Source organism: Vibrio sp. 3-2(1) (genome assembly GCF_963887575.1).
Taxonomy (GTDB): Bacteria; Pseudomonadota; Gammaproteobacteria; order Enterobacterales; family Vibrionaceae; genus Vibrio; species Vibrio anguillarum.
Genome location: NZ_CAWPGB010000033.1, coordinates 307,425 through 334,367, shown reverse-complemented (window position 1 = coordinate 334,367; position 26,943 = coordinate 307,425). Strand labels below are relative to the sequence as shown.

The window sequence follows — 26,943 nt, the reverse complement described above, 5'->3', positions numbered from 1 at the left end:
TTCAACAAGAGACAACGCGAGTTATGTACACACTTCGTCCTTATCAATCGGACTCGGTCAAAGCCGTGATCCACTATTTTCGTCATCACACTACGCCCGCCGTAATTGTACTACCGACGGGGGCAGGAAAAAGTTTGGTTATTGCTGAGCTGGCAAGGCTTGCCAAAGGACGAGTCTTAGTACTAGCGCACGTGAAAGAACTGGTAGAGCAAAACCATGCCAAATATGAGGGCTACGGTTTGCAAGGCGCGGTATTTGCGGCAGGTTTAGGACGAAAAGAGACAGATCAACAGGTCGTCTTTGCTTCGGTACAATCCGTGGTGCGCAATTTAGATGCCTTTAAAAATCAATTTTCATTACTGGTGATTGATGAATGCCACCGCGTACCGGATGAGAAAAGTAGTAGCTATCAAAAGGTGATCACCCATTTAAGCGAGCTCAACCCAGGGATTAAAGTGTTGGGGTTAACCGCTACGCCTTATCGTTTAGGCATGGGCTGGATTTATCAATACCATACTCGTGGCCAAGTGCGCAGTGAGGAGCCTCGCTTCTTCCGTGACTGTATTTTTGAGCTACCGATCCGTTATCTGCTTGATGAAGCTTTTTTAACGCCAGCGCGAATGGTTGATGCCCCCGTGCTCAGTTACGATTTTTCGCAGTTAAAACCCGCCAATACCGGGCGCTACAAAGAAGCCGAACTCGACATGGTGATTGAGCAATCGAAACGTGCCACACCACAGATTGTTCAACAAATCATCCAACTAGCACAGCAAAAACAGGGAGTAATGATCTTTGCGGCCACCGTTCGCCACGCCCAAGAAATTGTGCAATTACTGCCCAATAACGAAACTGCCATCGTCATTGGTGACACGCCGACCCCTGAACGCGACACCATCATCAAGCAGTTTAAACAGCGCCAAATCAAATTCTTAGTTAACGTGTCGGTATTAACCACAGGTTTTGATGCTCCGCATGTTGACCTGATTGCGATTTTACGCCCCACCGAGTCCATCAGTTTATATCAGCAAATTGTCGGACGTGGGCTACGCTTATCCGCAGGAAAAACCGAATGTTTGGTATTGGATTATGCGGGCAATAACTATGATCTTTATCAACCAGAAGTCGGAGAGCCAAAGCCCGATCCCAACAGTGAAATTATTACCATTCCCTGTCCGGCCTGCGGTTTTAATAACAACTTTTGGGGTAAACTCGATGCCGCTGGTTTTTTGCTTGAACACTATGGTCGACGTTGCCAAGGCTATTTTACAGACGAAGAAAGTGGCGAACGAGAACACTGTGGTTACCGTTTTAGAGCAAAATATTGCGGTGAGTGTGGGGCTGACAACGATATCGCCGCACGTATCTGCCATGAATGTGACGCAACACTGGTTGACCCTGATAAAAAGCTCAAAGAGGCACTCAACCTCAAAGATGCATTGGTTTTTGAATGTATCGAAATGGATTTGAATGTACATAAAGATGCAAGTGGAAAAGCGCAACTGCGCGTTACCTATCGTGGTGAGAACGATGCACAAGTCCACGAATTTTGGCCACTAACCACCAAGAAACAGAAACAGGTGTTCCACGACCAATTTGTGCGACCACACCTAGCCGATAAGCATCGCCCTTTTGATCAATCTTCACCAAGCAAAGTAGTGGCTCATCAACACCGTTTTCGTCCACCACAATTTGTCATTGCGCGAAAAGTGGGACGATTTTGGAAAATGCGCGATAAGATCTTTGAAGATGAGCTACAAAACCGATGATTCACTTTCTATTCATGTAAGGTCATTTATACTCTGTTCATCTTATTTACAGGGGGCGCAACATGTTGTTCAAAAAGGGTAAAGCTTTCGCACGCTTACTGCTGCTCTCATCATTATCCTTACCCACTTTAGCTGCGAGCAGTGATGTACACGATTGGGTTCAAGACACTTATAAGCCAGGAACCAAGGTAGAGATTGATGAGGATCAAGACGAGGTCTACGCGGCAGTTCAAAAAGGTTTAATTCATCCATTGTCTGAGCTTTATGCCACGATAGATAAAGAACTCAATGGCCGAGTTATCAAGGTAGAGTTAGATGAAGATGATGGTGAATGGGTCTACGAATTAAAACTGATGCATGACAACCGAGTTATCCGCGTAGAATATAATGCAAGCACATTAGAACTAATGGCTATTCGTGGCAGGAACCTACGCGACATCATCAAAAAATAGAGAATAACCATGAAAATATTGGTAGTCGAAGACGATCCTCGTCTTGGGGAACAAATTGTAGAAGCGCTTGAACAGACCGGCTGGGTGCCTGAATTATCACAAGATGGCATTGATGCACTCTATCGCGCTACATCAGAAGAGTGGGATGTGATTGTGCTTGACCTCGGTTTACCCAAGCTCGATGGGCTCACCGTATTGAAAGGCATTCGAGATGAAAACATCAATACGCCCATTGTAATCCTCAGTGCAAGAGACGGTTTGACTCAACGAGTCGAGGGCTTAAATGCAGGAGCGGATGATTACCTCACCAAACCATTTGAGATGGTGGAATTAACCGCTCGTATCCGCGCACAACTGCGCCGAGCATCAGGTAACGCTTCCCCTGTGATGCAAATCGGTGACTTAAGCCTTGATACTCGAACCTCTAAAGTGATGTGGCAAGGTCAAGCGGTGAGCTTGACGGCACTGGAATACAAAGTGGTTGCCTACTTCATGCACAATGCCGACAAAGTCATTTCACGGACTGAACTGGTGGAACACATCTACAAACAAGATTTCGATAGAGACTCCAACACCATCGAAGTGTTTATTGGCCGCATCCGTAAAAAAATCAATAACAACATTATCAAAACCGTGAGAGGACTGGGATACCAGCTTAATGCAAAATAAAACCTCGGCCTTAAAGCGCCTCAGTTTAAAAAGTCGTTTACTGCTCGCGGCAACGTTTTGGTTAGGTACCATGATTTTAGCGGCGGGAATTGGCATTCCCACACTGATCAAAGACTACCTAGTCAATGATGTGCAAAGTCAGCTACGCTTAGCGATGGATGAAATCACGGCGAACTTGGAAGCGACACCGCAAGGGAATCTAGTGCTGTCGTCGCGCCTTTCCGACCCTCGTTTTAGCCAACCCTACAGCGGCCTTTATTGGACGGCCTCAAGCCATGATCAATCGCTTCGTTCTCGCTCATTGTGGGATAAGCGCCTTACCAGCGAAAAACATGGCTTGAAAAGCATCGTCAAAGGCGCAAGAGATGAAAAACTGATCGTCATTGAACAAATCATCTACTTACCAGACTTCCCTTCTCCTATCACCATTACCATCGGTCTTGATGAAGCGCCATTACAAGACACTTTAAACAGCGTAATTAGCCAATTGTGGATGATACTAGGTCTGCTCTTCAGTGGTGTATTGGTGCTGATTGGCTTGCAAGTCAGTTGGTCATTACGGCCGTTAGGGAAAATGCAAAAAGAGCTGGCCGCATTGCGCAAAGGTCAACAAGCCAGTCTCAGTGACGAGTACCCAAAAGAAGTCTTTCCGTTAGTCAATGATTTGAATGCACTGTTATTCCACTATCAAGAATTGCTTGAACGTGCACGTAATCATGCAGGCAATCTCTCTCACGCTTTAAAAACGCCGATTTCTGTACTGCGCAATGAGATCGATCATCTTGATTTCGCACAACAGCAGAAACTCAGAACACCGATTGAACAGTTACAAAAGCAGATTGACTACCATCTAGGGCGCGCGCGCATGGCTGGCTCAATGAATATTCTTGCGGTAAAAGCCAATCCAAGCGAACGGGTAGATGCTATTTCTATGGCATTTGACAAAATTTACGCACAGCGTGAAATCACGTTAGTTAATGAGTTGGATTCTGATCTAGAGGTTGCCGTTGACCCAACCGATCTCGACGAGATGCTCGGCAACCTACTGGAAAATAGCTACAAATGGGCAGCTTCTTTAGTTCGAGTTCACGCAAAAAATCGAGAAGAAGGCTGGGTAGAAATCCACATCGAAGACGATGGCCCAGGTATTGCTGAGCAAGATCTGGCCAAAGCGATACAGCGTGGCGTGCGCTTAGACGAAACAACCTCTGGATCTGGGCTTGGGTTGAATATTGTCAGTGAAATGGCGCACAGTTATCGCGGTACGCTAACCCTATCGACTAGCACCATGGGGGGGTTAAAAGCGGTGCTAACTTTTCGTTCGGTTTAATGGACGAAATCGAACTCGACATTAAACAATAAAGACTGTCACGGTCCTTCGTAACACTGCAATAAATCGATGCTGCAAGGGATTTTCTATTGCCCCATCTTAGATAGAGTGCTAGTATCCGCGCTCGTTTTGTTAGTAATCATTGATTCACTATCAAAGCTATACCACATCAGCAAGGTCGCATTGCAGATGTGAAGTTTATTTTTACTAATTTGAGTGTAAAAACTATGAAATTCGAAGCAGTAGTACGTACTGAACTAGGTAAAGGTGCGAGCCGCCGCCTACGTCACGCGGGCCAATTCCCAGCAGTTGTTTACGGTGGTGAAGCAGCGCCAGTTGCTATCGCACTGGATCATTCTGACGTGATCAACCAAATGGACAAACCAGAATTCTACGAAGCAATTACTCTAGTAATTGATGGCGCAGAAGTAAAAGTTAAGCCACAAGACGTTCAACGTCACGTGTTCAAGCCAAAAGTTGAGCACATGGACTTCATCCGCATCTAATTTCCTACCAAGGAATTAGTTGGATAAAATCCAACCTTTTGCATAAAGATGATCGGCCTTACCATCCGAGAAATCTAAAAATTCGAAACCCCGATAGCTACCAACTATCGGGGTTTCACCGTTTTATAAGACCGTGTTATAACGGAAAGTCATTCAAACAAGAACATGGCTATTATGATCATCACGATTTCCCTCCCCTCATTGATTCATCGGCTTGGTGGAGAAAATGCGAAAAAAGCAAAAATGCTGGCGAGAGAATATCAGTGCGACCTGAAACGAATACGACGTTCCAGAAATTGGCAAATCAGTGGTGAGATAACGCAACTTGAATTATTGGCAAATCGGCTCAGAGAGCTTGATTCACTGGCCATGCAATTTCTAATAACGAGACTCAAAGACAAACTGGCAGAATATCAGGAACAGCTTGAACCCAAATCAGCCAAGTTGGTAAGGCTTGTTAAACAAAACCCATCAATCACTCTCGCCGAACTTATGCACATTACGCACTGCACAATCGCAGAAGCACGCACCGCTCGTTTCAACGCAGACAGTTTTTGATTTAAGCAGAACGTAAAGACGAGAAGTAAGACGGGTATCTTTGGCGAATATAACGCTGTTCTTCAACCATGTGCTTAAAAGCAGGACCATTGGATAGTTGAACCACGACTTCATCTTGTTGAAAGCGCAGTACTTGACCTGCAATTTTGACTGTATTGTTGCTGCGTAGCTGCACCGTACCAGACATCGATAGACCACAATATAAGGTAGTCACTCTCGGCATTGAGATACGAATGCCTTGCTCTGATATTTCACAGACATGGAATAGCTGATCATCAATTTTTACGGTAGGTCTTGCCCGCTTTGGATACTTTAAGCGGTAATATTGCCGTTTCTGTACAAAATCTGCATTGTCCATGGCGTCTATGCATCCTTTATCAAGGTTAATTACTTCTGCGTCATCATGATGCTACGCAAGTGTTGAGAGTCTACCATTTATTATCGGCTTCTGAAGTAAAAACATAATAGAAAGATAGGCAACCGCTATGAATCACCAATTCATCTCATTTGTGAACTCAAATACAATTGGTAAATAATGTGGGAAATTTATCACTGATCACGATAAACGTGAGATAAATCACTCTAAATCCTATATAGTGCACGGCTAAAATTAAGAACTGTAGGCTGTCTGCTTAAGGAACCCGTTAAATGTCATTTTCATCTCAAGGTTTTGCACCTGAACTTGTTAAAGCGCTTACTGAATGCGGCTATGAAAAACTTACCCCCATTCAGCGACAAGCCATTCCCGAGGCTCGTAAAGGGCATGATATTTTTGCAACGGCGCAAACTGGCACAGGCAAAACCGCAGCATTCGCACTGCCCGTTATTCAACATCTGTTAGATAGCGGCAAGCAACCTTCGCCTAAAACAGCGCGAGGCTTAATTTTGGCACCCACGCGTGAATTAGTGGCACAAATTGCCCAGAACATTAAAGACTACGTCAAGTACACCAAACTCAGTGTCGCTGCTGTTTACGGTGGAAATAAAATGTCTTCTCAAGTTCGTCAGCTTGAAATGGGTGTGGACATTTTGGTCGCGACCCCTGGCCGATTAGAAGAGCATTTAAGTGAAGGTAATGTTTCACTCGCTAACCTTGAGTTTTTGGTTTTCGACGAAGCAGATCGAATTTTAGATATGGGATTCATCAATCCCGTGCGTAAAATCATGCTGGAAGTAGAAACCTCACCGCAAATCATGATGTTCTCGGCCACTACATCCACTCAGCTTAACCAACTGGCGGGCGATATTTTACGCAAACCCAAGCGCATTAATGCTGATCGTGCCAATACCACGGCCGCAACAGTGGCGCATGTGGTTTACCCTGTCGATCAAGAGCGTAAAACGGAACTGCTGTCTGAACTGATTGGCCGCAAAAATTGGCAACAAGTCTTAGTGTTTGTGAACTATAAAGAGACGGCTAATGAAGTGGTTAAAGAGCTAAAACTGGATGGCATCAAGGCCGTGCTATGTCATGGCGATAAAGCACAAAGTTCACGTCGACGCGCTCTTGAAGAATTTAAAGAAGGCAAAGTGCGTGTCATGGTTGCGACCGATGTGGCTGCACGTGGTTTAGATATCGTCGACCTGCCGCACGTGGTTAACTATGACATGCCATTTCTCGCCGAAGATTATGTACACCGCATAGGTCGTACTGGTCGTGCTGGCAAACAGGGACATGCTGTCTCATTTGTCAGCCGCGAAGAAGAGTTGACTGTTGTTCAGGTTGAAAACCTTATCCAGCAACGCATCCGCCGTGTTGAACAGCCTGGTTATGAGCCTAAACAGCGTGATGCCTACATTGAAAAACTTCACACAAAAGCGGCGTACAAAGATCGCCAAGGCCGTCGTAACAACCCAAATGACGAAAAACCGGATCAAGCCTCAGCAGAACGTCGTTTGAACATGATGAATCGACTAAAAAATCGTAAGAAGTAAGTCATAACAACGAAAGAGCTGCAGCAATGCGGCTTTTTCATCTCTGTGCATCCTATCTATGCTTCATCATCCCAAACGGTCATCTTTATTAGTTTCAATCCGTAAGTAGCACTGTCGTCAATTGCACAACAAAGTGAAATAGTGAAGATTGTAATTAATGTGTATGCTAGAGCTCTTGTCTCTCAACACGGATTGATTAATGAGCAGTACTTTACTTCTGGCATTTATACCAACATTCTTTTTTGTTTCGATTACTCCAGGTATGTGCATGACATTGGCACTGAGTCTTGGGATGAGTATTGGTTATCGCCGAACTTTATGGATGATGATGGGAGAGATCGTCGGTGTGGCGTTCGTTTCCATCGCAGCCGTTTTGGGGATGGCTTCGATTATGCTCAATTACCCTTGGCTCTTTACCGGATTCAAAACCATCGGTGCCATCTATCTTGGCTATATAGGCATTCAGATGTGGCGCTCAAAAGGCAAGCTTGCCCTCAGTAGCGACTCACAAGTCACTCCCCATAACAAAGACTGGGATCTTGTCATGCAAGGTTTTGTGACCGCGATTGCTAACCCTAAAGGCTGGGCGTTTATGATCTCCCTACTTCCGCCTTTTATTAATAGTGAAGCACCACTTGCACCTCAACTATTACTGCTGGTGTCCATTATTATGGTCTCAGAATTTGTCTGTATGACACTTTACGCAACAGGTGGCAAGGGGTTAAAACGAGCTCTAGGGCATTCAAAAAATGTGCGTCTAATGAACCGTATTTCAGGCTCATTGATGATAGGTGTTGGATTCTGGTTATTGATGAGTTAGTCGTTAAAGTAGTAGGCTCTGACTTTTGGCCAGAGCCTTAACCGTTAATTTAAAACTTTAGCTAATCTAAAACATTAGCATTCAATGCCTTGAGCAATACAATCTCTCGATTGATACGCTGTTTTTCAGCATCAGAAGCTTGGCTACTTTGCAAAATACGCGCATTGATCGCCTCTTCAGCCGCGGCCTTATTGGTAAAAAGTAGTGCTTTAACATTGATCGAGGCGATATTGCTATAACGCCCATCATCACTACTTGGTACATCAATTTGGCCACTATTAATTAGAGCTTTCACGATGGCACGTTCCGATTCATACCCTTGCAAACCTTCTAGCTTCCAACGTTGCATTGGTTTCCCTTCGTAGCGGCCTTGCTTCTCTTGGGTGAGATAGCGGATCGTTAGGTTTCTAATAGTTCCTTCCTCTTCGCCATATTCCGCTTCCGAGTCAAAAATAATCGGGAATGACCGCCCTTCAAGGCTACCCCCTTTCTGCGTCAAATGCCCCATTCGGTAACTATTCATACCCAACCGAATATCACTAGTATCATCAATCGGTTGTCCACCAGCAAAACGCAGATCTTTAATTCGCTTACCCGCAGGTTGAGTAAGATCAATGGTGTAAGTGACACCCGCAAAAAAATCATTGGTTGAGTATTTCGATGCGCGCCGCTTTGGATCAAAGCTATAAGTCACATCGCCTGGCAAGACGGAATTGAAATACCCAGCGGCCCATTCCATGTAGGTGCGCAGCTCTTTACCCGTCATTTGGTAAACCGTAATTTCACCACCAGCATATTGATAGTTAAACGCGATATCTTTTGCTTTGATTGGGCCAGTATCAAGTTGAGCTTGGTCATTATCAATTTGCAGTGCGATCACGTTTGCTTTTGGCGCGTAGAAAAAACTGGCTTCCTGAAACAGCGCACTGATGCCGGTATCTTGAATATGCACTTGAGGGATACCGCGTATTTCATCATCAGGAACCAAGTCGACTCCGTCAAGTATCGCAATTTCGCGATTGGCGTTTTCTCGTAAGCGTTGATGATAAGGTGCGTACAGCGTTTCCATTTTCGAATCAGAATCAACACCTTTCATAGGGTAAGTGAAGCTGTCTTTATGAACGAGCGTATATTTGCCATACTTTTCTTCAAATTGGAAATCGATTCGAGATAAAACGCGTCCATATTTATCAGGCTCGGTAATGATGACACCGTTTACCGTCGCTTTATCAATTTTAGTGTGCATGTGGCCAGCAACAATGGCATCGATTTCTGGGTTAGCATTGGCAATATCAGATACGCCCGTATCTTTGATGTCGTTTTCGTTATCCAGCCCCATGTGCGCAACCAAAACGATCGCATCGACACCATTTTTTATCTGCCCAATCACTTTTTTTACTTCAAGTGTTGGGTTAGTGAAGCTCATGCCTTCAAGGCGATTAGTGCCTTCAGCAAACACTTGTGTCATCGGGGTATCCATTCCAATAATACCGATCTTGACGCCATTTTTTTCAATAATTGTTGCGGCGGGTAAGAATGGATTGCCATCGGGCCTCTGAATATTCCCGGCTAACGCTCGGCCTTTAAATTGAGTCAGGGAGCGATTTAATACCGATAAACCAAAATCAAACTCATGGTTACCCAGTACCCAAACATCGTAGTTCATCTCATTAAAACCGAGCATCATAGGGTCTACGGCTTCATGCTTAAACGTTTCAACAAAGTTTCCCTGAATCGTATCTCCCGCATCCACTAAAATAACGTTTTTATCTTGCTCTCGTATCTGTTTAACCTTGGTGGCGATTTGACTTAGGCTCCCCTGCATATTCAGTTTGTCAGCAGCATAATCCCATGGCATAAAATGCCCGTGAATATCGGAAGTACCAAGAATGGTAACTTGATGAATATCGCCATCAGCAGCGAAAGAAGAAGCGGCAATAGAAGCAAGTATTGCGCTAGTAACAATTTTTAGTTTCATAACATACTCATACGTATAAACAGGCTTTCATTAAAACAGAGTGGATATTATTGATTTTATAAATATGTTTATGTGATGGGGTCGCTCATTTGGTTGCAACACTAAAAAGCAATCACAAAATTTCGGGAGCGATCTCTCTTTAAATAGATTCTATGGCTTAAAGAGCTTTAATCGAGCCAAATCAGGTGGTTAATTTTTAACCATAAAATTGAGCGAATTTTAAGCAGATCTTTGATTGACGCTGTACTGGATCGCTTCTATTTTTTCTATTGGTTACCACAACAATGGAGGTTATAGAAATGAAACGCGCAAGTTCCACTTATCGATTACAACTGATAAAAGATGTTGTAACGCGGCACCGACGTACGGATCCAATGGCGAACTATATTCAACAGCTTCTGACAGAAAAACCCAACATGGAACAACCCGCAGTGAATAAACGTTTTCACGGTAATCATTTTGATGAACATGCTGGTGGTTGGGTCAGTGATTTTTGGGGAATGAAGTAATTGATTAAAACAGATCGCGCTGCGGGTTCGTTTCTGGCTCGGAATCTGCTTGGTTTTGCGCTTGTTGTTTCTGTTTTTTCCGCTTATAGCGCTGTTGGCATAATTTTATGACATGCAGTTGCTGCGCAGCAGTCATTGAGAGCCAGTTAAAACGCTCTTCCCTTTTACGCATACAGCCTTGGCAATAACCTTTGTCATCAACTGAACATACACCGATACAAGGGCTCAGCACTTTAAAAAATTCGAGTTGCTCCATGGTTACTCAATTATTTTTCCAATTTAATGTCCGCCACATAAGAGTAACGTGTGTCACTTCCTGATTGTAAACTGTGACGCATATAAAACAATCACCTTATACTGACAAAAACAGTACTCAATTTTATATACTGTGCGCGTTTTCCAAATTCTGGGGTCTAATACGATGAAGTTTAGTTCAAAAAAATGGCTAGCCGCAATTTCTCTACCTGTATTGGTGAGTGCCTGTGCAAGTAATGGTGATGTAGAAAGCATTACCGCTCAAGATTTGCAGCATCACAATTGGCAACTGGTGCAAATTGATGGCAAGGACGTGGTCAATAATGACAAACAAAAAGCACCGCGATTAGAAATCGGCGAAAAGATGATGGCTAGCGGTAACGCAGGTTGCAATAACTTTTTTGGGCAAGCCGAGCTAAAAGACAACCAATTCCGCATCGAAAAAATGGGCATGACCATGATGATGTGTATCGGTGATGTCATGGATACCGAGCAGGCGTTTTCTCAAACATTGTCAGATTGGAGCGAGATCAATCTGACTAAAGATAGCCTAACGCTTAAAAATGAGGTTCACACGCTCACCTTTACTTTACGTGATTGGGTAAATTAATTTCAGTCATTCTTCTCATGGCAGTCTTCTCCATCAGGCTGCCATTTCCGTAGACCACCTCACACATCATTCACCTATCTGCGACTTCTGCTTTTTCTCACCAATTCAGATCTTTTGTTTTTTTTCGTTCATAATGAATGAATATGGAAATATCTCCGGTCTATTCACTAAGTCACTGAATAAAGCGATCTTTAAGGATAATTATGAAAAAGCTCATCACCTTACTCTGCACGTGTGCCTTCGCACTTTCCGCGTCAGCGCAAACTTGGCAACAAACCACAGATGCAGCTAAAGGACAAACCGTTTACTTTCACGCGTGGGGAGGAAGCCAAGAGATTAATGAGTACATTCGCTGGGCAGGCAACGAGCTTCAAGATCGCTACGGTATCGAGTTAAAACAGGTGAAAGTGACCGATATTGCCGAGACAACAACACGGCTTATTGCAGAAAAGGCGGCCGCTAAAAATAATAATGGCAGTGTCGATCTAGTATGGATTAATGGTGAAAACTTTAACTCCATGAAAAGTAATGGTTTACTGTATGGTCCATTTACGGAGCGTTTACCTAACTGGCAATATGTTGATTCCTCACTGCCGATCGATCAAGATTTTTCAGAGCCGACTCTTGGCCTTGAAGCGCCTTGGGGTGTAGGACAACTGGTGTTTATTTACGATCAGGAAAAGCTCAATAACCCACCCCGTTCATTTTCAGAAATGTTGAGCTACGCAAAGGCGTTTCCGAATCGTGTTAGTTACCCTCGTCCTCCTGAGTTTCATGGCACCAGTTTCCTTAAAGCCTTATTGATTGAACTAACAGAGAACGATGTTGCCCTGTCTAAGCCTGTGGATGAACAAAATTTTGCCATAGTGACAGCACCTCTTTGGCGCTATCTTGATGAATTTCATCCTGTGGCCTGGCGTCAAGGCAAGCAGTTTCCCAGCGGTTCCGCTCAAATGCTGCAATTGCTTGATGATGGTCAGCTTGATCTTTCCATCAACTTTAACCCCAATGCTGTTTTTTCCGCTCAAGCAAATGGAACGCTAGCGGCCTCTACCCGCTCCTACGCGTTTGAAACAGGGGCTCTTTCTAACATTCATTTTCTCGCCATTCCTTGGAATGCGAGCGCCAAAGAAGGCGCATTGGTTGCGATCAATTTCTTACTCAGTCCGGAAGCACAATCTCGTAAAGGAGATCTTTCCATTTGGGGAGATCCATCGGTATTACAAAATGAGTTCTTAAGTGGCAGCGCTAAGAAAACTCAGCTGTTTAAATCAATCGCCGAGCCACATCCAAGTTGGCAAACGGCGCTTGAAGCCGAATGGCAACAACGCTACGGCCACTAAAGAGACTGAGATAAAGCCCGATGTTTAGAGCAAGCTATTTGCTGATTATTGTCATCTGTATTGCCCCAGTTGTTCCCGGCCTACTTGGGGTCATACTCTCCTCATTGGGCTATATTCCTCCCGTTGGCTTGCACCACTTTTCTCTAGATGGCTACATCGCCATCTTACAATGGTCGGGAGTCGGGCAATCTCTACTACTTAGCATAGGTTCTGCGTTAATCAGTACCTATCTCGCCGCAGCGATCTGCTTTGTGATATTGCAATCATTATGGCACAGCCGTCACTGGTCAAAAGTAGAGAACGCTTTGTCACCGCTACTGGCTATGCCTCACGTCGCTTTTGCCATTGGTTTTGCTTTTTTATTCTCGCCAAGCGGCATGACGGATCGCCTTTTGTATCATCTGTTTGGAACCTCATTCATGGGAGATGGCGCTTCACTTTTAGTACGCAACCCTTACGCAGTCGGGTTAACCTTAGCGTTAGCACTTAAAGAAGTTCCTTTTTTACTGCTGATGAGCATCCCCATCTTGCAGCAATTAAACATTGATAAACTGCAACAAGCAGCGGCTTCGCTGGGTTATTCTCAACCCCAACTATGGCTAAAAGTGATCTTCCCACAGTGGTTAAATAAACTGCGGTTTGCCCTCTTTGCCGTGATTGCCTACGGCGTATCCGTTGTCGATTTGGCGCTCATTTTAGGCCCCAATAATCCACCAACGTTTGCAGTATTGGTATGGCAGTGGTTTAGTGACCCTAACTTAGCCTTAATTCCTCGCGCCGCCGCTGGCGCCGTTCTGTTGTTTATACTTGCAAGCGCCATGTTATTGATCGTTCTCTTCATCGAAAAGTGTTCGACGCAACACTACAAACGCTGGCAATACTCAGGCCGCTATGCGCTTTCCTTGCCAGGAAAATCACTGTTTTTATTCATCATTACCTTATCTCTGCTGATGTTGCCTTTAATGGTGATTTGGAGTTTTGCACAACGTTGGCGCTTTCCAGACTTATGGCCCAGCCAGTTCAGTGCCCGTTTTTGGGACAACGAATGGTTGAATATCGCACCAACCATTTATCAAAGCGTACAATTAGCGCTATTTAGCACTGTGATTGCGCTGGTGTTATCTCTACTCGCTCATGAGTATAAGCTCAAATATCAGCGTCATTTACCCAGTTATTTGATCGCCTTGCCAATGCTCATTCCTCAACTTTCACTGTTATTTGGCATGCAGATCGCCACACTCTTTTTAGCCAGCGATCAGTATTGGCTTTGGGTTACATGGTCACATGTATTCTTCGCCTTTCCTTTTGTCTACCTTGCGTTGGATGGCCCGTGGCAAAGCTACAATCAAAACCTGACTAAAGCAGCGTTAAGTTTAGGAAAAACGCCGTGGCAAGTATTTTGGCAAATTAAAACGCCGCAACTCTTGCCAGCCATCGTTTACGCGGCAGCGGTTGGAATGAGTGTGAGCTTAGCGCAATATTTGCCGACTTTGATGCTCGGCGCAGGAAGGATCGCTACTATTACTACCGAAGCCGTTGCGCTCTCGAGTGGCTTTGACCGCAGAGTCACCGCTATCTATGCCATTTGGCAAGCCCTACTTCCTTTAATTTTTTTCACCTTGGCGATTGTGATCAGCCGCCTACAAACTCATCGCCGTACCATGAACCCTATCGTTAAAAAAACTGCCCGTAAGGAAGCCATTACTCATGACGTTCTGCCTCGAAAACCTCGCCATCCATAAACAAAATGGTGAAGCTCTCTTATCGGATTTAAATATCACCATCTCCCCAGGTGAAATTGTTAGCTTAATGGGGCCGAGCGGCTGCGGAAAATCAACGCTACTTAATGTAATTGCGGGTCATTTGGGGAGGGATTTTAGCTTCCAAGGCAGAGTTATACTGGACGGTGTCGACATCACTTTGCGGCCTGCACATCAGCGGCAAGTCGGTATTTTATTTCAAGATGATCTGCTCTTCCCACATCTGACGGTTTGGCAAAATTTGGCTTTTGCCTTGCCCAACTCGGTAAAAGGCCATGAACGGCAGTCTCAAGCAGAAAAAGCATTACAGAAAATTTCTCTCGAACATCTTGCCAATGCTTACCCAGAACAGATATCTGGGGGGCAGCGAGCACGTATTAGCTTGGCTCGCATGCTACTGGCTCAACCTAAACTGGCACTATTGGATGAACCATTTAGTAAGTTAGATAAAGCACTGCGGATCCAATTTAGGGATTGGGTCTTCAATCAACTGGTCGCCGAAGGCATTCCGACCTTGATGGTCACACACGATAAAGACGATGTTCCGCCTAACAGCCGCATTTTAACCTGCTCATGGGAGAGCGCACATGCTTGATCGATTTAGTGTCAAAATCATTCGTTGGCCACTAGAGAAAACAGCTCAAGGGCTTCATCGCTTAGGCATTACAGCGAACCAAACGACACTCTGGGGTTTTGCTTTAGGTTGCTGTGCACTTCCTGCACTTGCTTTCTCGCAGTACACTCTGGCATTAATTTTCATCATACTAAACCGAATAGCAGATGGCCTTGATGGTGCGTTGGCAAGAATTCAAGGGGTCAGCGATGCGGGAGGATTTCTCGATATCAGTTTAGATTTTCTGTTTTACTCGCTCATCCCGTTTGGTTTTGTGCTGGCTTCACCTGAGCACAATGCGGTAGCTGGCGCCTTTTTGATCTTTTCTTTTATCGGTACGGGAAGCAGCTTTCTTGCCTTCGCCGTGATGGCCAGCAAGCGAAACATCCACAGCCCTATCTACAAGCATAAATCACTGTATTACATGTCAGGCTTGACTGAGGGTACGGAAACGGTTGCTTGTTTCGTCCTGTTTTGTCTTTTTCCTCAACATTTTGCCTTAATAGCTTATCTATTCGGCGGCGCATGCTGGTTCACCAGCATTACCCGCATTTATTCTGGATTTCAAACACTCTCTAACACTCACTCACGTCAAGAATACAACCATGATTAACGCTATCACTTTTGGCTTCGAACTACGGCTTCAAATCCAGATAATGTAATACATTGGGTAATCGTATAACTCTTCGAAATTCTCATCAATTGAACCAGTGGCATGCTAAACTGCGCACTTACTAACGCAGTGGCATAACGATGCCTAAGGTTGCATTTATGACTTTGACCAGACCCGTTAAAATAGCGATCTTACTCTTTCTGATCCCGACTCTTATTTTTTCGTTAGCCATCCCGATATTAATCAATCCGTTGACACGCTATGTGCTGGAAAGCAAACTCGATACCGTCAATATTTATTTGTCCAATAGAGCTCAGAGCTTAAATGATATGATTTTAGATCAAGTCGCTCAGATAAATTATGAATGCCAAGCAAGCGATATGTCATTAATTCGTGATTCCAAGTACTACAACCGATTTATCAGAATGATCGCGGTTGTCAACAAAGACGGGCGTAGCTGCTCGACTGTCGGTTTCCCATTACAACTTTCGGATGAGTTGAAAGCCTATGACCTCTCTTCAGGGTTTTACATGTCCACCACTCCCGCACTTTTTGATACAGAAAAAGAGCTACTTATTTATTATCAAAAAGAAGGTAATCGAATTTTTTGGATATTAGACAGTAGCTGGCAAGAAGAGATATTAAAAGGTGATTGTATAAATTGCTTTTTATTAAATTTTCATTATTTATCGCCTAGTTTAAATGGATTGAGAATGAGTCGAGGCAATAAAGAGATTGCTTACCAAGACCACATCACAACCATTAGTTACACCATAAAAGAGTTTGATATTCAAGAAACACTCTCTGTTGGTAAAGAATTCAACCAATATCTTTACTACCAATTAATATATTGGGGTTATCCCATTGCGCTAGCAATTGGTATCTTATTATCTATTTTTTATTTAAAGTTCAGAAATTATAAAAACTCAATTCAAGGATTAATTCTTAAAGGCATTAAAGATAAACAATTCATCCCTTACTACCAAGCCATTCTTGATAGCCGAGAAGAGAGAGTTATTGGCTATGAGATCTTAGTTCGTTGGTGCAAAGGCAAGGAGATGGTTCCACCAAATGAGTTCGTTGGTCCGGCGGAAACATCCGGTTTAATCATCCAGATAACGAATCAAATCATAAGAAAAGTAATTGATGATTTAGAACAATTCGATGTGCAGCAATGGGTGAGTATCAATATCGTGCCTGCCCATATTGAAAGTGGTGGCTTAGCAGAAACACTAGAAGAACTCAATTGGCCGACCACCAAACAGATTCATTTTGAAATAACAGAAAGAACGCCATTTATTAATATTGAAAATGCAGGTAGGGCACTATCTCATCTTATGGAAAAAGGCTATAAATTCAAAATTGATGATTTTGGTACAGGCTACGGTGGTTACTCATATATACAAAATCTTGGCATTTCTTGTATTAAAATAGACAAAATGTTTATTGATACGATTGGAACTGACGACTTAAAAATAAAGGTACTCAATTCCATTATTCTCTCAGCACAAGAAGCTAACATTGAAATTATTGCTGAAGGCGTTGAACGCGGAGACCAAGTTGATTATCTTGCTACTCGTGCTGTGTATCTTATCCAAGGATTCATCTATTCTAAACCCTCACCGATTGAACATATTTTGCAAAATTAATAATTCCTGAAGTCAGGAGCAATCACACCATAACCAACTTTATTATGGCGTGATCTTACCTAGTCTCCATTCTACTTAGGAGAAAATCAGTGCTTTCAGGCTGGCTTGCGGATCAATATCTTCAAACTCTGGTGGGTTTTCTAGGCGAGCTTGAAAAGTAAGTGATGGCGCTTCTACCTTCATCCCTTCGATTAAAAAATCGCAGGTTACGGCTGGTGAATTAACGCATGCAAGCACTTCGCCGCCTTGTTCTAACAGCTCAGGTAAACGGCGTAAGATACGTTGATAATCTTTAGTCAGCGCAAAGCTGCCTTTTTGAAACGAAGGAGGATCAATAATAATCAGATCATATGGCCCTGATTTTTTGATTTTTCCCCAAGACTTGAAAATATCATGTCCAAGAAACTTCACTGAATTGAGATTGTGGCCATTTAATTGATGGTTTTCACGGCCTTTAGCCAGTGATGCTTTGGCCATATCGACATTCACAACTTGGTCAGCACCACCAGCAATCGCTGCTACTGAAAAACCGCAAGTATAGGCAAATAGATTCAGTACATTTTTATGTTTAGCATGAGATGAAACCCACTCACGGCCGTAGCGCATATCCAAAAACAGCCCGAAATTCTGGTTACGCCCAATGCTCAATTGGTACTTTAAGCCATTTTCGACCACCACAGGGAAAGGCTCTAACGCTCCCCATACTGTTTCTGAAGGCGCGCCATCGGCATATCGATGCTGAAGTAAGACACAACTACCTTGCTTTTCTAGCCATAACGGACGGGTTGTTAGGTGCGACAAACCCGCTTTTAACTCCGCGAGAAAATCTTCTTCGACATTTTTAAATAAGTTGACGACTAACTGCCCTTGCAACCAGTCACAGGTGAGCTGTTCTAGACCTGGCCACTGACGACCTCGGCCATGAAATAAGCGGCGAATTTCACCTGTATTACAAGAGAGCTGCTGCTCAATATGGGTAAAAAAGTGAGAAAGCGCTGAACGTTGCATTGTTTGTTCTGTCATTTGTTTACTTTCGGCCAAACTAGATTCCAAGGTGTTAACCAAGATTCAATCCCTTGGCTAACAATGTCTGAGTTCCATTTCTGCCCCATCGCTACTTGATTGCGTGGGTCGCAGATAAATTGATACCACTGATCCTGATAGCAAAAATGTAACGCAAAAGCGTGTAGATAGCCTCTATCAGAACCATCATGAGAATGATAAATCGGGTCACCGACAATCGCAGAGCCGAGTGATTTCAAAGCAACCCTAATTTGGTGGGTTTTCCCGGTAAAAGGTTTACATAAAAAGAGACGTTCACCCGGCTCAGCAGAACAGGAAAAAAACTGCGTTACTGCAGGGTTATTTTGTGTCGCTACTAACTTCCATGACGAACGTCGAGAGCGTTCCATATCACCGCTTATCAAGCCCTGTTTCTTTTTAGGCTTTTTACTGCCAATGGCAAGATAGAATTTCTCGACTTCCCTTGCTGCAAAGTTTTTAGACAACTCACTGGCCGCAGCTTGGTGGCGGGCAAGCAATAAAATGCCGGACGTCATTTTATCCAACCGATGAACTAAGTAGAGCTGGCCATCACCTGAAACCTTACCCACTTCTTGCAGAAGCATCGTATCCCCGTCATCTTTGTGTACAGAAACATTGGGATGCTTGTTGATGATGAGAAAATCGTTGTGAGTATAAAGAATATCAAACATGTGAATCACTAACTGCAGAATAGGCGGCTGAGTATAGCGTTAAACAACACAGATACCAATAAATGCAAGGTTCAAGGCCGTAGGATGATAAAAAGGCTCTCGGATGAGAGCCTTAGGAATGCGCTAAATTAATGAATAAGCAAACACCATTAAAATCGCCACGGGGCAAACAAAACGCACGTACCATGGCCAAATTTTCCAGAATAGGCTTTGTGCAATGTCTGGGTTACCTTGTTTGATCTCATCAAGCAATTTATTACGATGCCAAACCCAACCCACCACAATAGCCCAAACCACACCTAATAAAGGTTGCATATAGACGGTCGAGACGTTAGCCACTAGGTTAAATAACGCCCCAAAGTTAAGGGAAATGATGATGCTCAGCAGCGCAATGGCTCCACCGATCATCCATGTTGCTTGGCTACGAGTCATTTTTAGTTCATCTTGCGCGCAAGATACTGGTACTTCTAGCATAGAAATTGAAGAAGTTAGCGCTGCGATAACCATCAAAATAAAGAAACCAAAACCGAGCAACACCCCTGCACTGCCCATATTATCAAACATCGCAGGCAGCACGGTGAAGACTAAATCGCCCGAACTCATCAAGTTGCCTGCATCATCAAAAATTTCGACACCATGATTTTTAGCCACAAACATTGCTGGGAGAATCAAAAGGCCTGCTGCAAACGCCACTCCTGTATCAATCGCCGCGACTTGCGCCGCTGTTTTTGGCAAATTAACATCTTTCTTAAGATATGAGCCATAAACGATCATCGCTCCAACGCCTAAAGAGAGAGAGAAGAAAGCTTGCCCCATTGCGTCTACTAATAAACTGGGAGTGATGTGCGCAATATCAGGGATCAAATACATCTTCAATCCTTCCATTGCCCCATCTTGGGTAAAGATATAAGCAATCATGGCGCCGAATAGAATAAAAAGCACTGGCATCAAACGGGTAGACCATTTTTCAATGCCGTCCGCGACACCTTTTCGCACAACATAAATAGTGAGCAAAGAAAATGCGAGAGCCAGTAAAACATTGCGTAAGCCGCTAAAATTCACTAACCAATCGGCCGCCGTCTGTAAACCCAACAAGCCTAATATAGGGGATGCCGCAAAACCCATAAGCCATCCGGCAAGAATGGAGTAAAAACTGAGGATCATCGATGAGGCAATCATCGCAATAATGCCAAACAGTGCCGCCGCCGCACGATTTTTGGTCCAGATACTTCTTAAAGAAGCGATGGGGTTAGATTGTCCATGTCGCCCGATCGTCAATTCCGCAACCAGCATTGGAAACGCCAGCAAGAATACCATTGCCAAATAAATCACTAAAAATGCCGCGCCACCATTACTTGCCGCTTTGGTCGGAAAACCCCACACATTCCCTAGGCCAACCGCAGAACCTGCAGCCGCCATAATAAAACCAAGTCTCGATGAGAAATGACCTCTTGAACTACTTGCCATAAACTATTTACCAATGTTGTGTTTGTTAGGCAGTGCTAAAAGTGAGTGTAAACTTTTAATTACACAAATTATAATTTTTAGTCGCACTGTGATGGTGGCAAGTAAAACAGTTTGAGATTAAAATTGGAAGTCCGAACGATATAAATTATGGATTAGACCGTAGTTTTATAGTTCAATTGTTGCTTTTTTATCCTCAGATCATTTTTTTAAACTGCTATGATCACTTTAGTAACACGATTCATCTGTTACTATTTTCATATTATTCACGCGATAAACTTCCTTACCTTTCCCTTTCCCTTTACTATCGTGACTTATTCTATCGACAAGATTAATGGCATGGACAAGGTTTACCACGTTCTTACTTTAGCAGGCATCGCACTCTATTGGTTTTTGGTCGCCGCAGTCACGCTACGCGTTGTATTGAAACGCCGAGCGGTGAGTGTTTCTCTGGCTTGGCTGATGGTGATTTATATCATTCCGATTGTGGGAGTGATCTGCTATTTTCTTTTTGGTGAGCTAAATTTAGGGCGCAAGCGTGCAGAGCGTGCGAAGGAAATGTTTGCTCCATTTGGTGATTGGTTTAGACAGCTTAACGATTGCCAAGCTCATGCCCCTGAGGGAATGGGTGCTCAAATTTATAAAATTGATGAACTGTGTAACCACCGTATGGGGATTCCGGCCTTAAGTGGTAATACGTTATCACTGCAAACCTCCCCTAATGAAATTCTGCATTCCATTATTGCCGACATTGAACAAGCTCACACTAGCATCCAAATGGTCTTTTATATTTGGCACCCAGGTGGATTGGCGGATTCGGTTGCATCGGCTCTGATCCAAGCGGCCAAACGAGGTGTACACGTTAAGCTGCTGCTTGATTCCGCAGGGAGCCCCCGTTTTTTCAAAAGTCATTGGTATACCATGATGAAAGACGCAGGAGTTGAAGTCGTCCAAGCGTTAGAAGTGAGCCCGTGGCGGATGTTCTTACGCCGCTTAGACCTACGCCAACATCGTAAAATCATTGTTATCGACGATAAAATTGCCTACACAGGCTCGATGAATTTGGTTGAACCGGCCTATTTCAAACAAAACTCTGGTGTGGGTCAATGGGTCGATATTATGGTTCGTATTACTGGGCCTGCGGTCAATGTGCTGTCCGCAGTACATTGCTGGGACTGGGAGGTGGAAACAGGAACACGCATGTTGCCAGCACAACCAGAATGCACAATTGGTCCGGATCAGCCCCATCATCCTGTACAGGTTGTCCCTTCAGGCCCTGGTATGCCAGAAAACTTAATCTCTCAAGTGTTAACACTGGCGATTAATCAGTCAAACCAATCCGTTAGGATCACTACCCCTTACTTTGTACCTAGTGCAGACCTATTAGCAACGCTAAAAATGACCGCTCAGCGCGGTATCAATGTTGAGATCATTATTCCACATAAAAATGACTCATTGATGGTCAAATGGGCATCTCGCGCATTCTATGGTGAGCTACTGGAAGCAGGGGTGAAAATATACGAATTCTACGGTGGTTTGCTGCACACTAAATCCGTCGTGATCGATAACCAGTTCTGTCTTGTCGGTACAGTGAATATCGATATGCGCAGCCTATGGCTCAATTTTGAAGTCACGCTCGCGATTGAAGACCAATCCTTCACTCAGGAAATGAACTGGCTACAGCAACACTATATAGAACAATCTCACTTGGTTGAGCTACCAATATGGGAGCAACGCCCGTTGTATCATAGGTTTTTTGAACGATTGTTCTATCTGTTTAACCCTCTGCTATAAACTTTTTATCTGACTGGGGTTGCCAAGCTAGGCAACTCCATGTTTTAAATAACGAACTCTCTCCCAGACAAGGATTTCGGATGTCAGAAGGTAAAAAAACACTGTTGGTCAATGCGGGTCGTAGTAAAAAGTGGACCAATGGCGTTGTCAACCCACCTATTCAGCGCGCCTCTACCGTTGTGTTTGATAGTGTGGCTGAAAAAAATCATGCCACTGTCAATCGGGCTAATAAAACACTCTTTTATGGACGCCGTGGTACTCATACGCACTTTGCGTTCCAAGAAGCAATGGTGGAAATTGAAGGTGGTGTCGGTTGCGCGCTTTTCCCTTGCGGTGCGGCCGCCATTGCCAATAGTATTCTTTCCTTTGTGCAAACGGGTGACCATATTCTGATGGTCGACACTTGCTATGAACCTACTCGTGATTTTTGTGAAAAAATCATGAAAAAAATGGGCATAGAAACGACCTACTACCCACCGACCATAGGTGAAGGGATCCGTACTTTGATCCAACCCAATACCAAAGTGTTGTTCACTGAATCACCCGGTTCGATCACGATGGAAGTGCAAGATATCCCAACCTTAGCGCAGGTTGCACATGAGCATGACATCATTGTCATGCTGGATAACACTTGGGCGGCGGGCGTGAACTTTTCACCTTTTGAACATGGTGTTGATATTTCGATCCAAGCGGCGACGAAATACATTGTTGGCCACTCAGACGTGATGTTAGGAACAGCGATTGCCAATGAAAAATGCTGGGATCAATTACGAGAGCAAAGCTATTTGATGGGACAATGTATCTCACCTGATGACGCTTATTTAGGGCTACGAGGGCTAAGAACGTTAGATGTTCGCTTACGTCAACATGCTCAAAATAGCTTAGCCATTGCACACTGGTTAGCAGACCAACCTGAAGTGGATCACGTTCGCCATCCTGCGTTAGAGACTTGTCCTGGACATGAGTTTTATCAGCGTGATTTCACTGGTGGTAACGGACTGTTTTCATTTGTATTAAAGAGCAGTGATACAAAAGCTACGACGGCTTTGCTCGATGGCATGCAACATTTTAGTATGGGCTTTTCATGGGGTGGATTTGAAAGCTTGATTTTAGCTAATGAACCCAAAAGCTTTGATAGTTTAAGAACCGTCGCACACCCGCACTTTGCAGGTACACTGATTCGAGTGCATATTGGTCTTGAAGATGTAGACGATCTGATCGCTGATCTAAAAGCGGGATTAGAACGCTACAGTGCACAGCTTGCTCTGCGTGCATAATATGAGCGGAAGACCAAAAGGCCGCTGAATCTTCAGCGGTCTTTTGCATATTAGGTTGCCCTGAAAAATTAACGCTTGGGGCAATCAGCCAAATGATCGTTCACCATACCCACCGCCTGCATAAAAGCATAACAAATCGTTTCGCCAATAAACTTGAAGCCTTTTTTCTTTAGAAATTGGCTCATCGCCTTAGACGTGGGCGTCGATGTAGGGATATCACTCATCTGCTGCCAATGATTGAGCACTGGTTGACCATCCACAAACTGCCACAATGCTTTGGATAAAGAGCCATACTCTTGCTGCAACAATAAAGCCGCTCGTGCATTGGAATAGACAGAGGTAATTTTGCCTTTGTGCTTCACCACATCGAAATGCTCGATAATGTAAGGTGCCCGCGTTTCGTCGTACTGAGCCAGTTTTTCAAGATCATAACCGTCAAAGGCTAAGCGATAACCTTCGCGCTTTTTCAAAATCGTAATCCAGCTCAGCCCAGCTTGCGCACCTTCTAACGTCAAAAATTCGAACAACTTGACATCATCGTAAACGGGAATGCCCCACTCATTATCGTGATAATCGCGCTCTAAAGGGTGATTCATCGCCCATGCACAAGTCATTTCTGTATGATGCTTCATTTTTTGTTTCCTTACCCTTACCTTCATTTGCGGTGTCAGTTGAACAATGACACTGCAAACCTACGTGCCCTAGCTTTGCTTTTAAAGCTGATTAAACTCACGATTGACTTTAAATGCTTCAGAGGTGACATAAGCCTCCATTTTACGGATTTTCTGATCCACTTGAGTTAAATCTTGATCCAATGTCGCCAGCAAAGCTTCGGCGGTTTGTCCTTGCTCCCAAGGCTTATTCTTCAATGTATGTTCGCGTTGGGCTTTTAGCGTTTCAACATACTGAGTAGGCTGCTTTTCTAACATCAGCATCAAAGCCATATAAGCTAAAAGCACTAAAAAACCGCCACCGAGTAGTGCAGCCGAGATGACCAATATACGCACCAACCAAACTTCTAACCCAAGATAATTAGCAAGCCCAGCGCATACGCCAGCTATTTTGCCATTGACCGGATCTTTATAGAGTTCTCGGCTAGCCATGATTTTGCCTCCAAGTCGGTGATTCAGCATCTAAGATGCGTTCAAGGGTTTCAACACGGCTTTGCAGTTTTTCCGCTTTTTCAGATAACGCTTTAATCCGCTCTAAATCCTCTTGTGACAATGAGTTGCTGCTATGTCGTTTACCTCTGTAATGCAGAAAAAGCCATATCGGTGCAACAAAAATCAAAAAGACAATCAGTGGACCTGCGATAAAAAATGATGACATATATGCCACTCCTCGTTATTGGTTTTTGTCCATTTGCTGTTTCAGTTTTGCTAGCTCTTGTTCAATTTCATCTTGCGCTTGAAGTTCAGCAAATTCTTGGTCGAGTGACTTAGCGTTACCAGACATAGCGTAGAGATCGGCTTCAGCTTCAAGTTCATCGACTTTACGCGAGTACTGCTCAAACTTCGCCATCGCTTCATCAGTACGGCTAGTATGCAAATGACGTTGCACATCACGACGGTTGTGCGCAGTTTGGCTACGAAGTGCCAAAGCTTGTTGCTTCACCCGTGTTTCGGCAATTTTGGCCTCTAACTTACCGATTTCCCCAGTCAATTTATCGATAGTTTCTTCTACCAAGGTTTGTTCAGTGTGCAAGCCTTTCTGCATTTCTTGCAATTTCTTTTTTTCAACTAAAGCAGCGCGAGCGAGATCTTCACGCTGTTTAGCAAGCGCCAAGGTCGCTTTCTGTTGCCAATCTTCAATATGAGAGGCCATAGAATCCACTTTACGCGCGAGCTCTTTCTTATCCGCAATAGCTTTGGCCGAATTGGTGCGTACTTCCACCAAGGTGTCTTCCATCTCTTGGATGATTAAGCGGATCATCTTTTCAGGATCTTCCGCTTTATCTAACAGTGCACTGATATTCGAGTTTACGATATCGGCAAAACGAGAAAAAATACCCATGTTCAATCTCCTGATTAGTTGTTCATGACGATGTAGTTATTGGTGAGCCATTTTGAATCGCTCAAAACGTTAAGACGAGAAGAGATAACCAAGTTTCATGCCATATATAAATCTATTGATAATCAATAAATTAGATAATATCTCATAGAATGAGATTACTGTGCTATGATGATTTTCGCCAAGAGTTGGTGAATTTAACCACCCTTTCAATCACACAATCACAGTATGGAGAGTGAACATGCAACAAAACTTACTGGGTGAAGCGCCTCAATTTTTATCGGTACTGGATAAAGTCTCTAAGCTTGCACCGATTGATAGGCCGGTATTAATTATTGGCGAGCGGGGAACGGGCAAAGAGTTAATCGCTCAGCGCTTACACTATCTTTCCAAACGTTGGGACCAACCACTGGTTTCGTTAAACTGTTCAACCTTGAGTGAAGGGTTAATTGACTCTGAGCTCTTTGGTCATGAATCAGGCTCGTTTACCGGAGCCAAAGGACGTCACCAAGGACGATTTGAACGGGCAGAAGGTGGAACTCTTTTTTTGGACGAACTCGCCACCGCGCCGCTTGCTGTACAAGAGAAACTACTTCGAGTGATTGAATATGGACATTACGAACGTGTCGGCGGTAGCCAACGGCTTAATGCGAATGTCCGTATCGTCTGCGCAACCAACGCCAATCTTCCACAATTAGCTGAAATTGGAAAGTTTCGAGCTGATTTACTCGACCGACTGGCCTTTGATGTGATCCAGCTTCCACCGCTAAGAGAGCGAAAAGAAGACATTATGCTACTTGCTGAGTATTACGCGATTAAGATGTGCCGTGAACTGAACTTAGCGCTCTTTGTCGGGTTTAGTGCAGAAGCGGCAGATCAGCTTCAACACTACTTGTGGCCGGGAAATGTGCGTGAACTTAAAAATGTCGTGGAGCGTGCTGTCTATCAACACGGAACGGCCTCCCATCCGATTGAAAACTTGGTTTTTAACCCTTTTGCTAATGAGTGGCACAAACCAGATGACCTTACTGGCAATCTCTCCACAGATCGCCATACTTACACCACTGGCTTTGAATTTCCGATGGATTACAAAATGTGGCAGGAGGATCAGGACAGACAACTACTGAGTGCCGCGCTCAATGCCAGTAAGTTTAATCAAAGACAAGCTGCAGAATTACTCGGCTTGAGCTACCACCAATTGAGAGGTATGGTGAGAAAATATCAACTCGTCGGCAGCAATGATGATTAACCCTAGGTTTAGATCAACAAAAAATGGTAGATTATCAGGATTTTGAGGCATAATGATTAGCTTTGTTT

Annotated in this window: 28 protein-coding genes; 18 read left to right on the top strand and 10 right to left on the bottom strand. The window is 44.0% G+C overall.

The genetic code is table 11. The features are described 5' to 3' along the window. Window positions 1-23 precede the first annotated feature (23 nt). The 6 genes from AACQ79_RS12570 (at window position 24) to AACQ79_RS12545 (ending at window position 5,281) form a co-directional block, all read left to right on the top strand. Window positions 24-1,766, top strand: a complete 1,743-nt coding sequence (locus AACQ79_RS12570) for a DEAD/DEAH box helicase (protein WP_013857019.1) — start codon at window positions 24-26, stop codon at window positions 1,764-1,766. Window positions 1,767-1,828: 62 nt separating this feature from the next. Beyond that, window positions 1,829-2,218, top strand: coding sequence for a PepSY domain-containing protein (locus AACQ79_RS12565; RefSeq protein WP_010318383.1), 390 nt, complete (start codon window positions 1,829-1,831; stop codon window positions 2,216-2,218). 9 nt (window positions 2,219-2,227) lie between these two features. Next, window positions 2,228-2,887 (top strand): response regulator transcription factor, encoded by a 660-nt coding sequence (locus AACQ79_RS12560; RefSeq protein ID WP_010318384.1) that lies wholly within the window; start codon window positions 2,228-2,230, stop codon window positions 2,885-2,887. After that, window positions 2,877-4,217, top strand: coding sequence for an ATP-binding protein (locus tag AACQ79_RS12555; protein WP_170899177.1), 1,341 nt, complete (start codon window positions 2,877-2,879; stop codon window positions 4,215-4,217). Before AACQ79_RS12560 ends, AACQ79_RS12555 begins: the two co-directional genes overlap by 11 nt. A gap of 227 nt (window positions 4,218-4,444) precedes the next feature. Then, a complete protein-coding gene (gene rplY / locus AACQ79_RS12550; protein ID WP_010318386.1) occupies window positions 4,445-4,723 on the top strand; it encodes a 50S ribosomal protein L25 in 279 nt (92 codons plus the stop codon). A gap of 165 nt (window positions 4,724-4,888) precedes the next feature. Beyond that, window positions 4,889-5,281, top strand: coding sequence for a ribosome recycling factor family protein (locus tag AACQ79_RS12545; RefSeq protein WP_017046183.1), 393 nt, complete (start codon window positions 4,889-4,891; stop codon window positions 5,279-5,281). Window position 5,282: 1 nt separating this feature from the next. Here AACQ79_RS12545 and AACQ79_RS12540 read toward each other — a convergent pair whose 3' ends face one another. Beyond that, on the bottom strand, window positions 5,283-5,639 hold the full coding sequence (locus tag AACQ79_RS12540) for a PilZ domain-containing protein (RefSeq protein WP_017046184.1): 357 nt from the start codon (window positions 5,637-5,639) through the stop codon (window positions 5,283-5,285). Window positions 5,640-5,929: 290 nt separating this feature from the next. Between AACQ79_RS12540 and AACQ79_RS12535 the strand changes: the two genes are divergently transcribed. Further along, the gene (locus AACQ79_RS12535; protein WP_029388373.1) at window positions 5,930-7,216 is read left to right on the top strand and encodes a DEAD/DEAH box helicase; all 1,287 of its coding nucleotides are present in this window, start codon (window positions 5,930-5,932) and stop codon (window positions 7,214-7,216) included. A gap of 199 nt (window positions 7,217-7,415) precedes the next feature. Further along, window positions 7,416-8,036 carry a LysE family translocator gene (locus AACQ79_RS12530; RefSeq protein ID WP_013857026.1) on the top strand — a complete coding sequence of 207 codons (621 nt, stop codon included), beginning with the start codon at window positions 7,416-7,418 and terminating at the stop codon, window positions 8,034-8,036. 61 nt (window positions 8,037-8,097) lie between these two features. Here AACQ79_RS12530 and AACQ79_RS12525 read toward each other — a convergent pair whose 3' ends face one another. Further along, a complete protein-coding gene (locus tag AACQ79_RS12525) occupies window positions 8,098-10,014 on the bottom strand; it encodes a bifunctional metallophosphatase/5'-nucleotidase (protein WP_170899176.1) in 1,917 nt (638 codons plus the stop codon). A 299-nt stretch (window positions 10,015-10,313) separates the two neighbouring features. On the opposite strand from AACQ79_RS12525, the gene AACQ79_RS12520 reads away from it, so the two are divergent. Beyond that, complete coding sequence (locus AACQ79_RS12520) at window positions 10,314-10,523, top strand: hypothetical protein (protein WP_170899175.1); 210 nt, start codon at window positions 10,314-10,316, stop codon at window positions 10,521-10,523. Window positions 10,524-10,527: 4 nt separating this feature from the next. Here AACQ79_RS12520 and AACQ79_RS12515 read toward each other — a convergent pair whose 3' ends face one another. Beyond that, on the bottom strand, window positions 10,528-10,779 hold the full coding sequence (locus AACQ79_RS12515) for a DUF1289 domain-containing protein (RefSeq protein ID WP_170899174.1): 252 nt from the start codon (window positions 10,777-10,779) through the stop codon (window positions 10,528-10,530). Window positions 10,780-10,944: 165 nt separating this feature from the next. Between AACQ79_RS12515 and AACQ79_RS12510 the strand changes: the two genes are divergently transcribed. The 6 genes from AACQ79_RS12510 (at window position 10,945) to AACQ79_RS12485 (ending at window position 17,366) form a co-directional block, all read left to right on the top strand. Next, window positions 10,945-11,388, top strand: a complete 444-nt coding sequence (locus tag AACQ79_RS12510) for an META domain-containing protein (protein WP_026028018.1) — start codon at window positions 10,945-10,947, stop codon at window positions 11,386-11,388. A gap of 203 nt (window positions 11,389-11,591) precedes the next feature. Then, window positions 11,592-12,731 (top strand): ABC transporter substrate-binding protein, encoded by a 1,140-nt coding sequence (locus tag AACQ79_RS12505; protein WP_170899173.1) that lies wholly within the window; start codon window positions 11,592-11,594, stop codon window positions 12,729-12,731. Between the two features lie 20 nt (window positions 12,732-12,751). Next, the gene (locus AACQ79_RS12500; protein ID WP_096036318.1) at window positions 12,752-14,473 is read left to right on the top strand and encodes an ABC transporter permease; all 1,722 of its coding nucleotides are present in this window, start codon (window positions 12,752-12,754) and stop codon (window positions 14,471-14,473) included. Then, window positions 14,439-15,086, top strand: coding sequence for an ATP-binding cassette domain-containing protein (locus tag AACQ79_RS12495; RefSeq protein ID WP_019282608.1), 648 nt, complete (start codon window positions 14,439-14,441; stop codon window positions 15,084-15,086). The genes AACQ79_RS12500 and AACQ79_RS12495 overlap by 35 nt, the downstream gene beginning before the upstream one ends. Next, the gene (locus AACQ79_RS12490; protein ID WP_170899172.1) at window positions 15,079-15,717 is read left to right on the top strand and encodes a CDP-alcohol phosphatidyltransferase family protein; all 639 of its coding nucleotides are present in this window, start codon (window positions 15,079-15,081) and stop codon (window positions 15,715-15,717) included. Before AACQ79_RS12495 ends, AACQ79_RS12490 begins: the two co-directional genes overlap by 8 nt. A gap of 158 nt (window positions 15,718-15,875) precedes the next feature. Continuing rightward, the gene (locus tag AACQ79_RS12485; protein ID WP_170899171.1) at window positions 15,876-17,366 is read left to right on the top strand and encodes an EAL domain-containing protein; all 1,491 of its coding nucleotides are present in this window, start codon (window positions 15,876-15,878) and stop codon (window positions 17,364-17,366) included. Window positions 17,367-17,441: 75 nt separating this feature from the next. Here AACQ79_RS12485 and AACQ79_RS12480 read toward each other — a convergent pair whose 3' ends face one another. From AACQ79_RS12480 to AACQ79_RS12470, 3 genes are all read right to left on the bottom strand, one after another. Continuing rightward, window positions 17,442-18,374 carry a class I SAM-dependent methyltransferase gene (locus tag AACQ79_RS12480; protein WP_170899196.1) on the bottom strand — a complete coding sequence of 311 codons (933 nt, stop codon included), beginning with the start codon at window positions 18,372-18,374 and terminating at the stop codon, window positions 17,442-17,444. A gap of 11 nt (window positions 18,375-18,385) precedes the next feature. Further along, on the bottom strand, window positions 18,386-19,081 hold the full coding sequence (locus AACQ79_RS12475; protein ID WP_096036315.1) for a TIGR01621 family pseudouridine synthase: 696 nt from the start codon (window positions 19,079-19,081) through the stop codon (window positions 18,386-18,388). A 123-nt stretch (window positions 19,082-19,204) separates the two neighbouring features. After that, a complete protein-coding gene (locus tag AACQ79_RS12470) occupies window positions 19,205-20,548 on the bottom strand; it encodes a sodium-dependent transporter (RefSeq protein WP_013857032.1) in 1,344 nt (447 codons plus the stop codon). A 336-nt stretch (window positions 20,549-20,884) separates the two neighbouring features. Between AACQ79_RS12470 and cls the strand changes: the two genes are divergently transcribed. Continuing rightward, complete coding sequence (gene cls, locus AACQ79_RS12465) at window positions 20,885-22,339, top strand: cardiolipin synthase (RefSeq protein ID WP_170899170.1); 1,455 nt, start codon at window positions 20,885-20,887, stop codon at window positions 22,337-22,339. A gap of 80 nt (window positions 22,340-22,419) precedes the next feature. Beyond that, window positions 22,420-23,616: a cystathionine beta-lyase gene (locus AACQ79_RS12460; protein ID WP_170899169.1), complete on the top strand. Its 1,197-nt coding sequence runs from the start codon at window positions 22,420-22,422 to the stop codon at window positions 23,614-23,616. A 68-nt stretch (window positions 23,617-23,684) separates the two neighbouring features. Here AACQ79_RS12460 and AACQ79_RS12455 read toward each other — a convergent pair whose 3' ends face one another. From AACQ79_RS12455 to pspA, 4 genes are read right to left on the bottom strand one after another with little or no spacing between them, the layout of a single operon-like run. Continuing rightward, complete coding sequence (locus AACQ79_RS12455; RefSeq protein ID WP_047690935.1) at window positions 23,685-24,275, bottom strand: DNA-3-methyladenine glycosylase I; 591 nt, start codon at window positions 24,273-24,275, stop codon at window positions 23,685-23,687. 54 nt (window positions 24,276-24,329) lie between these two features. Further along, window positions 24,330-24,719, bottom strand: coding sequence for an envelope stress response membrane protein PspC (pspC, locus tag AACQ79_RS12450; protein WP_017043965.1), 390 nt, complete (start codon window positions 24,717-24,719; stop codon window positions 24,330-24,332). Beyond that, window positions 24,712-24,945, bottom strand: a complete 234-nt coding sequence (gene pspB, locus AACQ79_RS12445; RefSeq protein WP_026027627.1) for an envelope stress response membrane protein PspB — start codon at window positions 24,943-24,945, stop codon at window positions 24,712-24,714. The genes pspC and pspB overlap by 8 nt, the downstream gene beginning before the upstream one ends. A 15-nt stretch (window positions 24,946-24,960) precedes the next feature. Further along, window positions 24,961-25,629: a phage shock protein PspA gene (gene pspA / locus AACQ79_RS12440; RefSeq protein ID WP_170899168.1), complete on the bottom strand. Its 669-nt coding sequence runs from the start codon at window positions 25,627-25,629 to the stop codon at window positions 24,961-24,963. Between the two features lie 238 nt (window positions 25,630-25,867). Here pspA and pspF point away from each other — a divergent pair, with 238 nt between their 5' ends. After that, window positions 25,868-26,875 carry a phage shock protein operon transcriptional activator gene (gene pspF / locus AACQ79_RS12435; protein ID WP_170894742.1) on the top strand — a complete coding sequence of 336 codons (1,008 nt, stop codon included), beginning with the start codon at window positions 25,868-25,870 and terminating at the stop codon, window positions 26,873-26,875. Window positions 26,876-26,943: the final 68 nt, after the last annotated feature.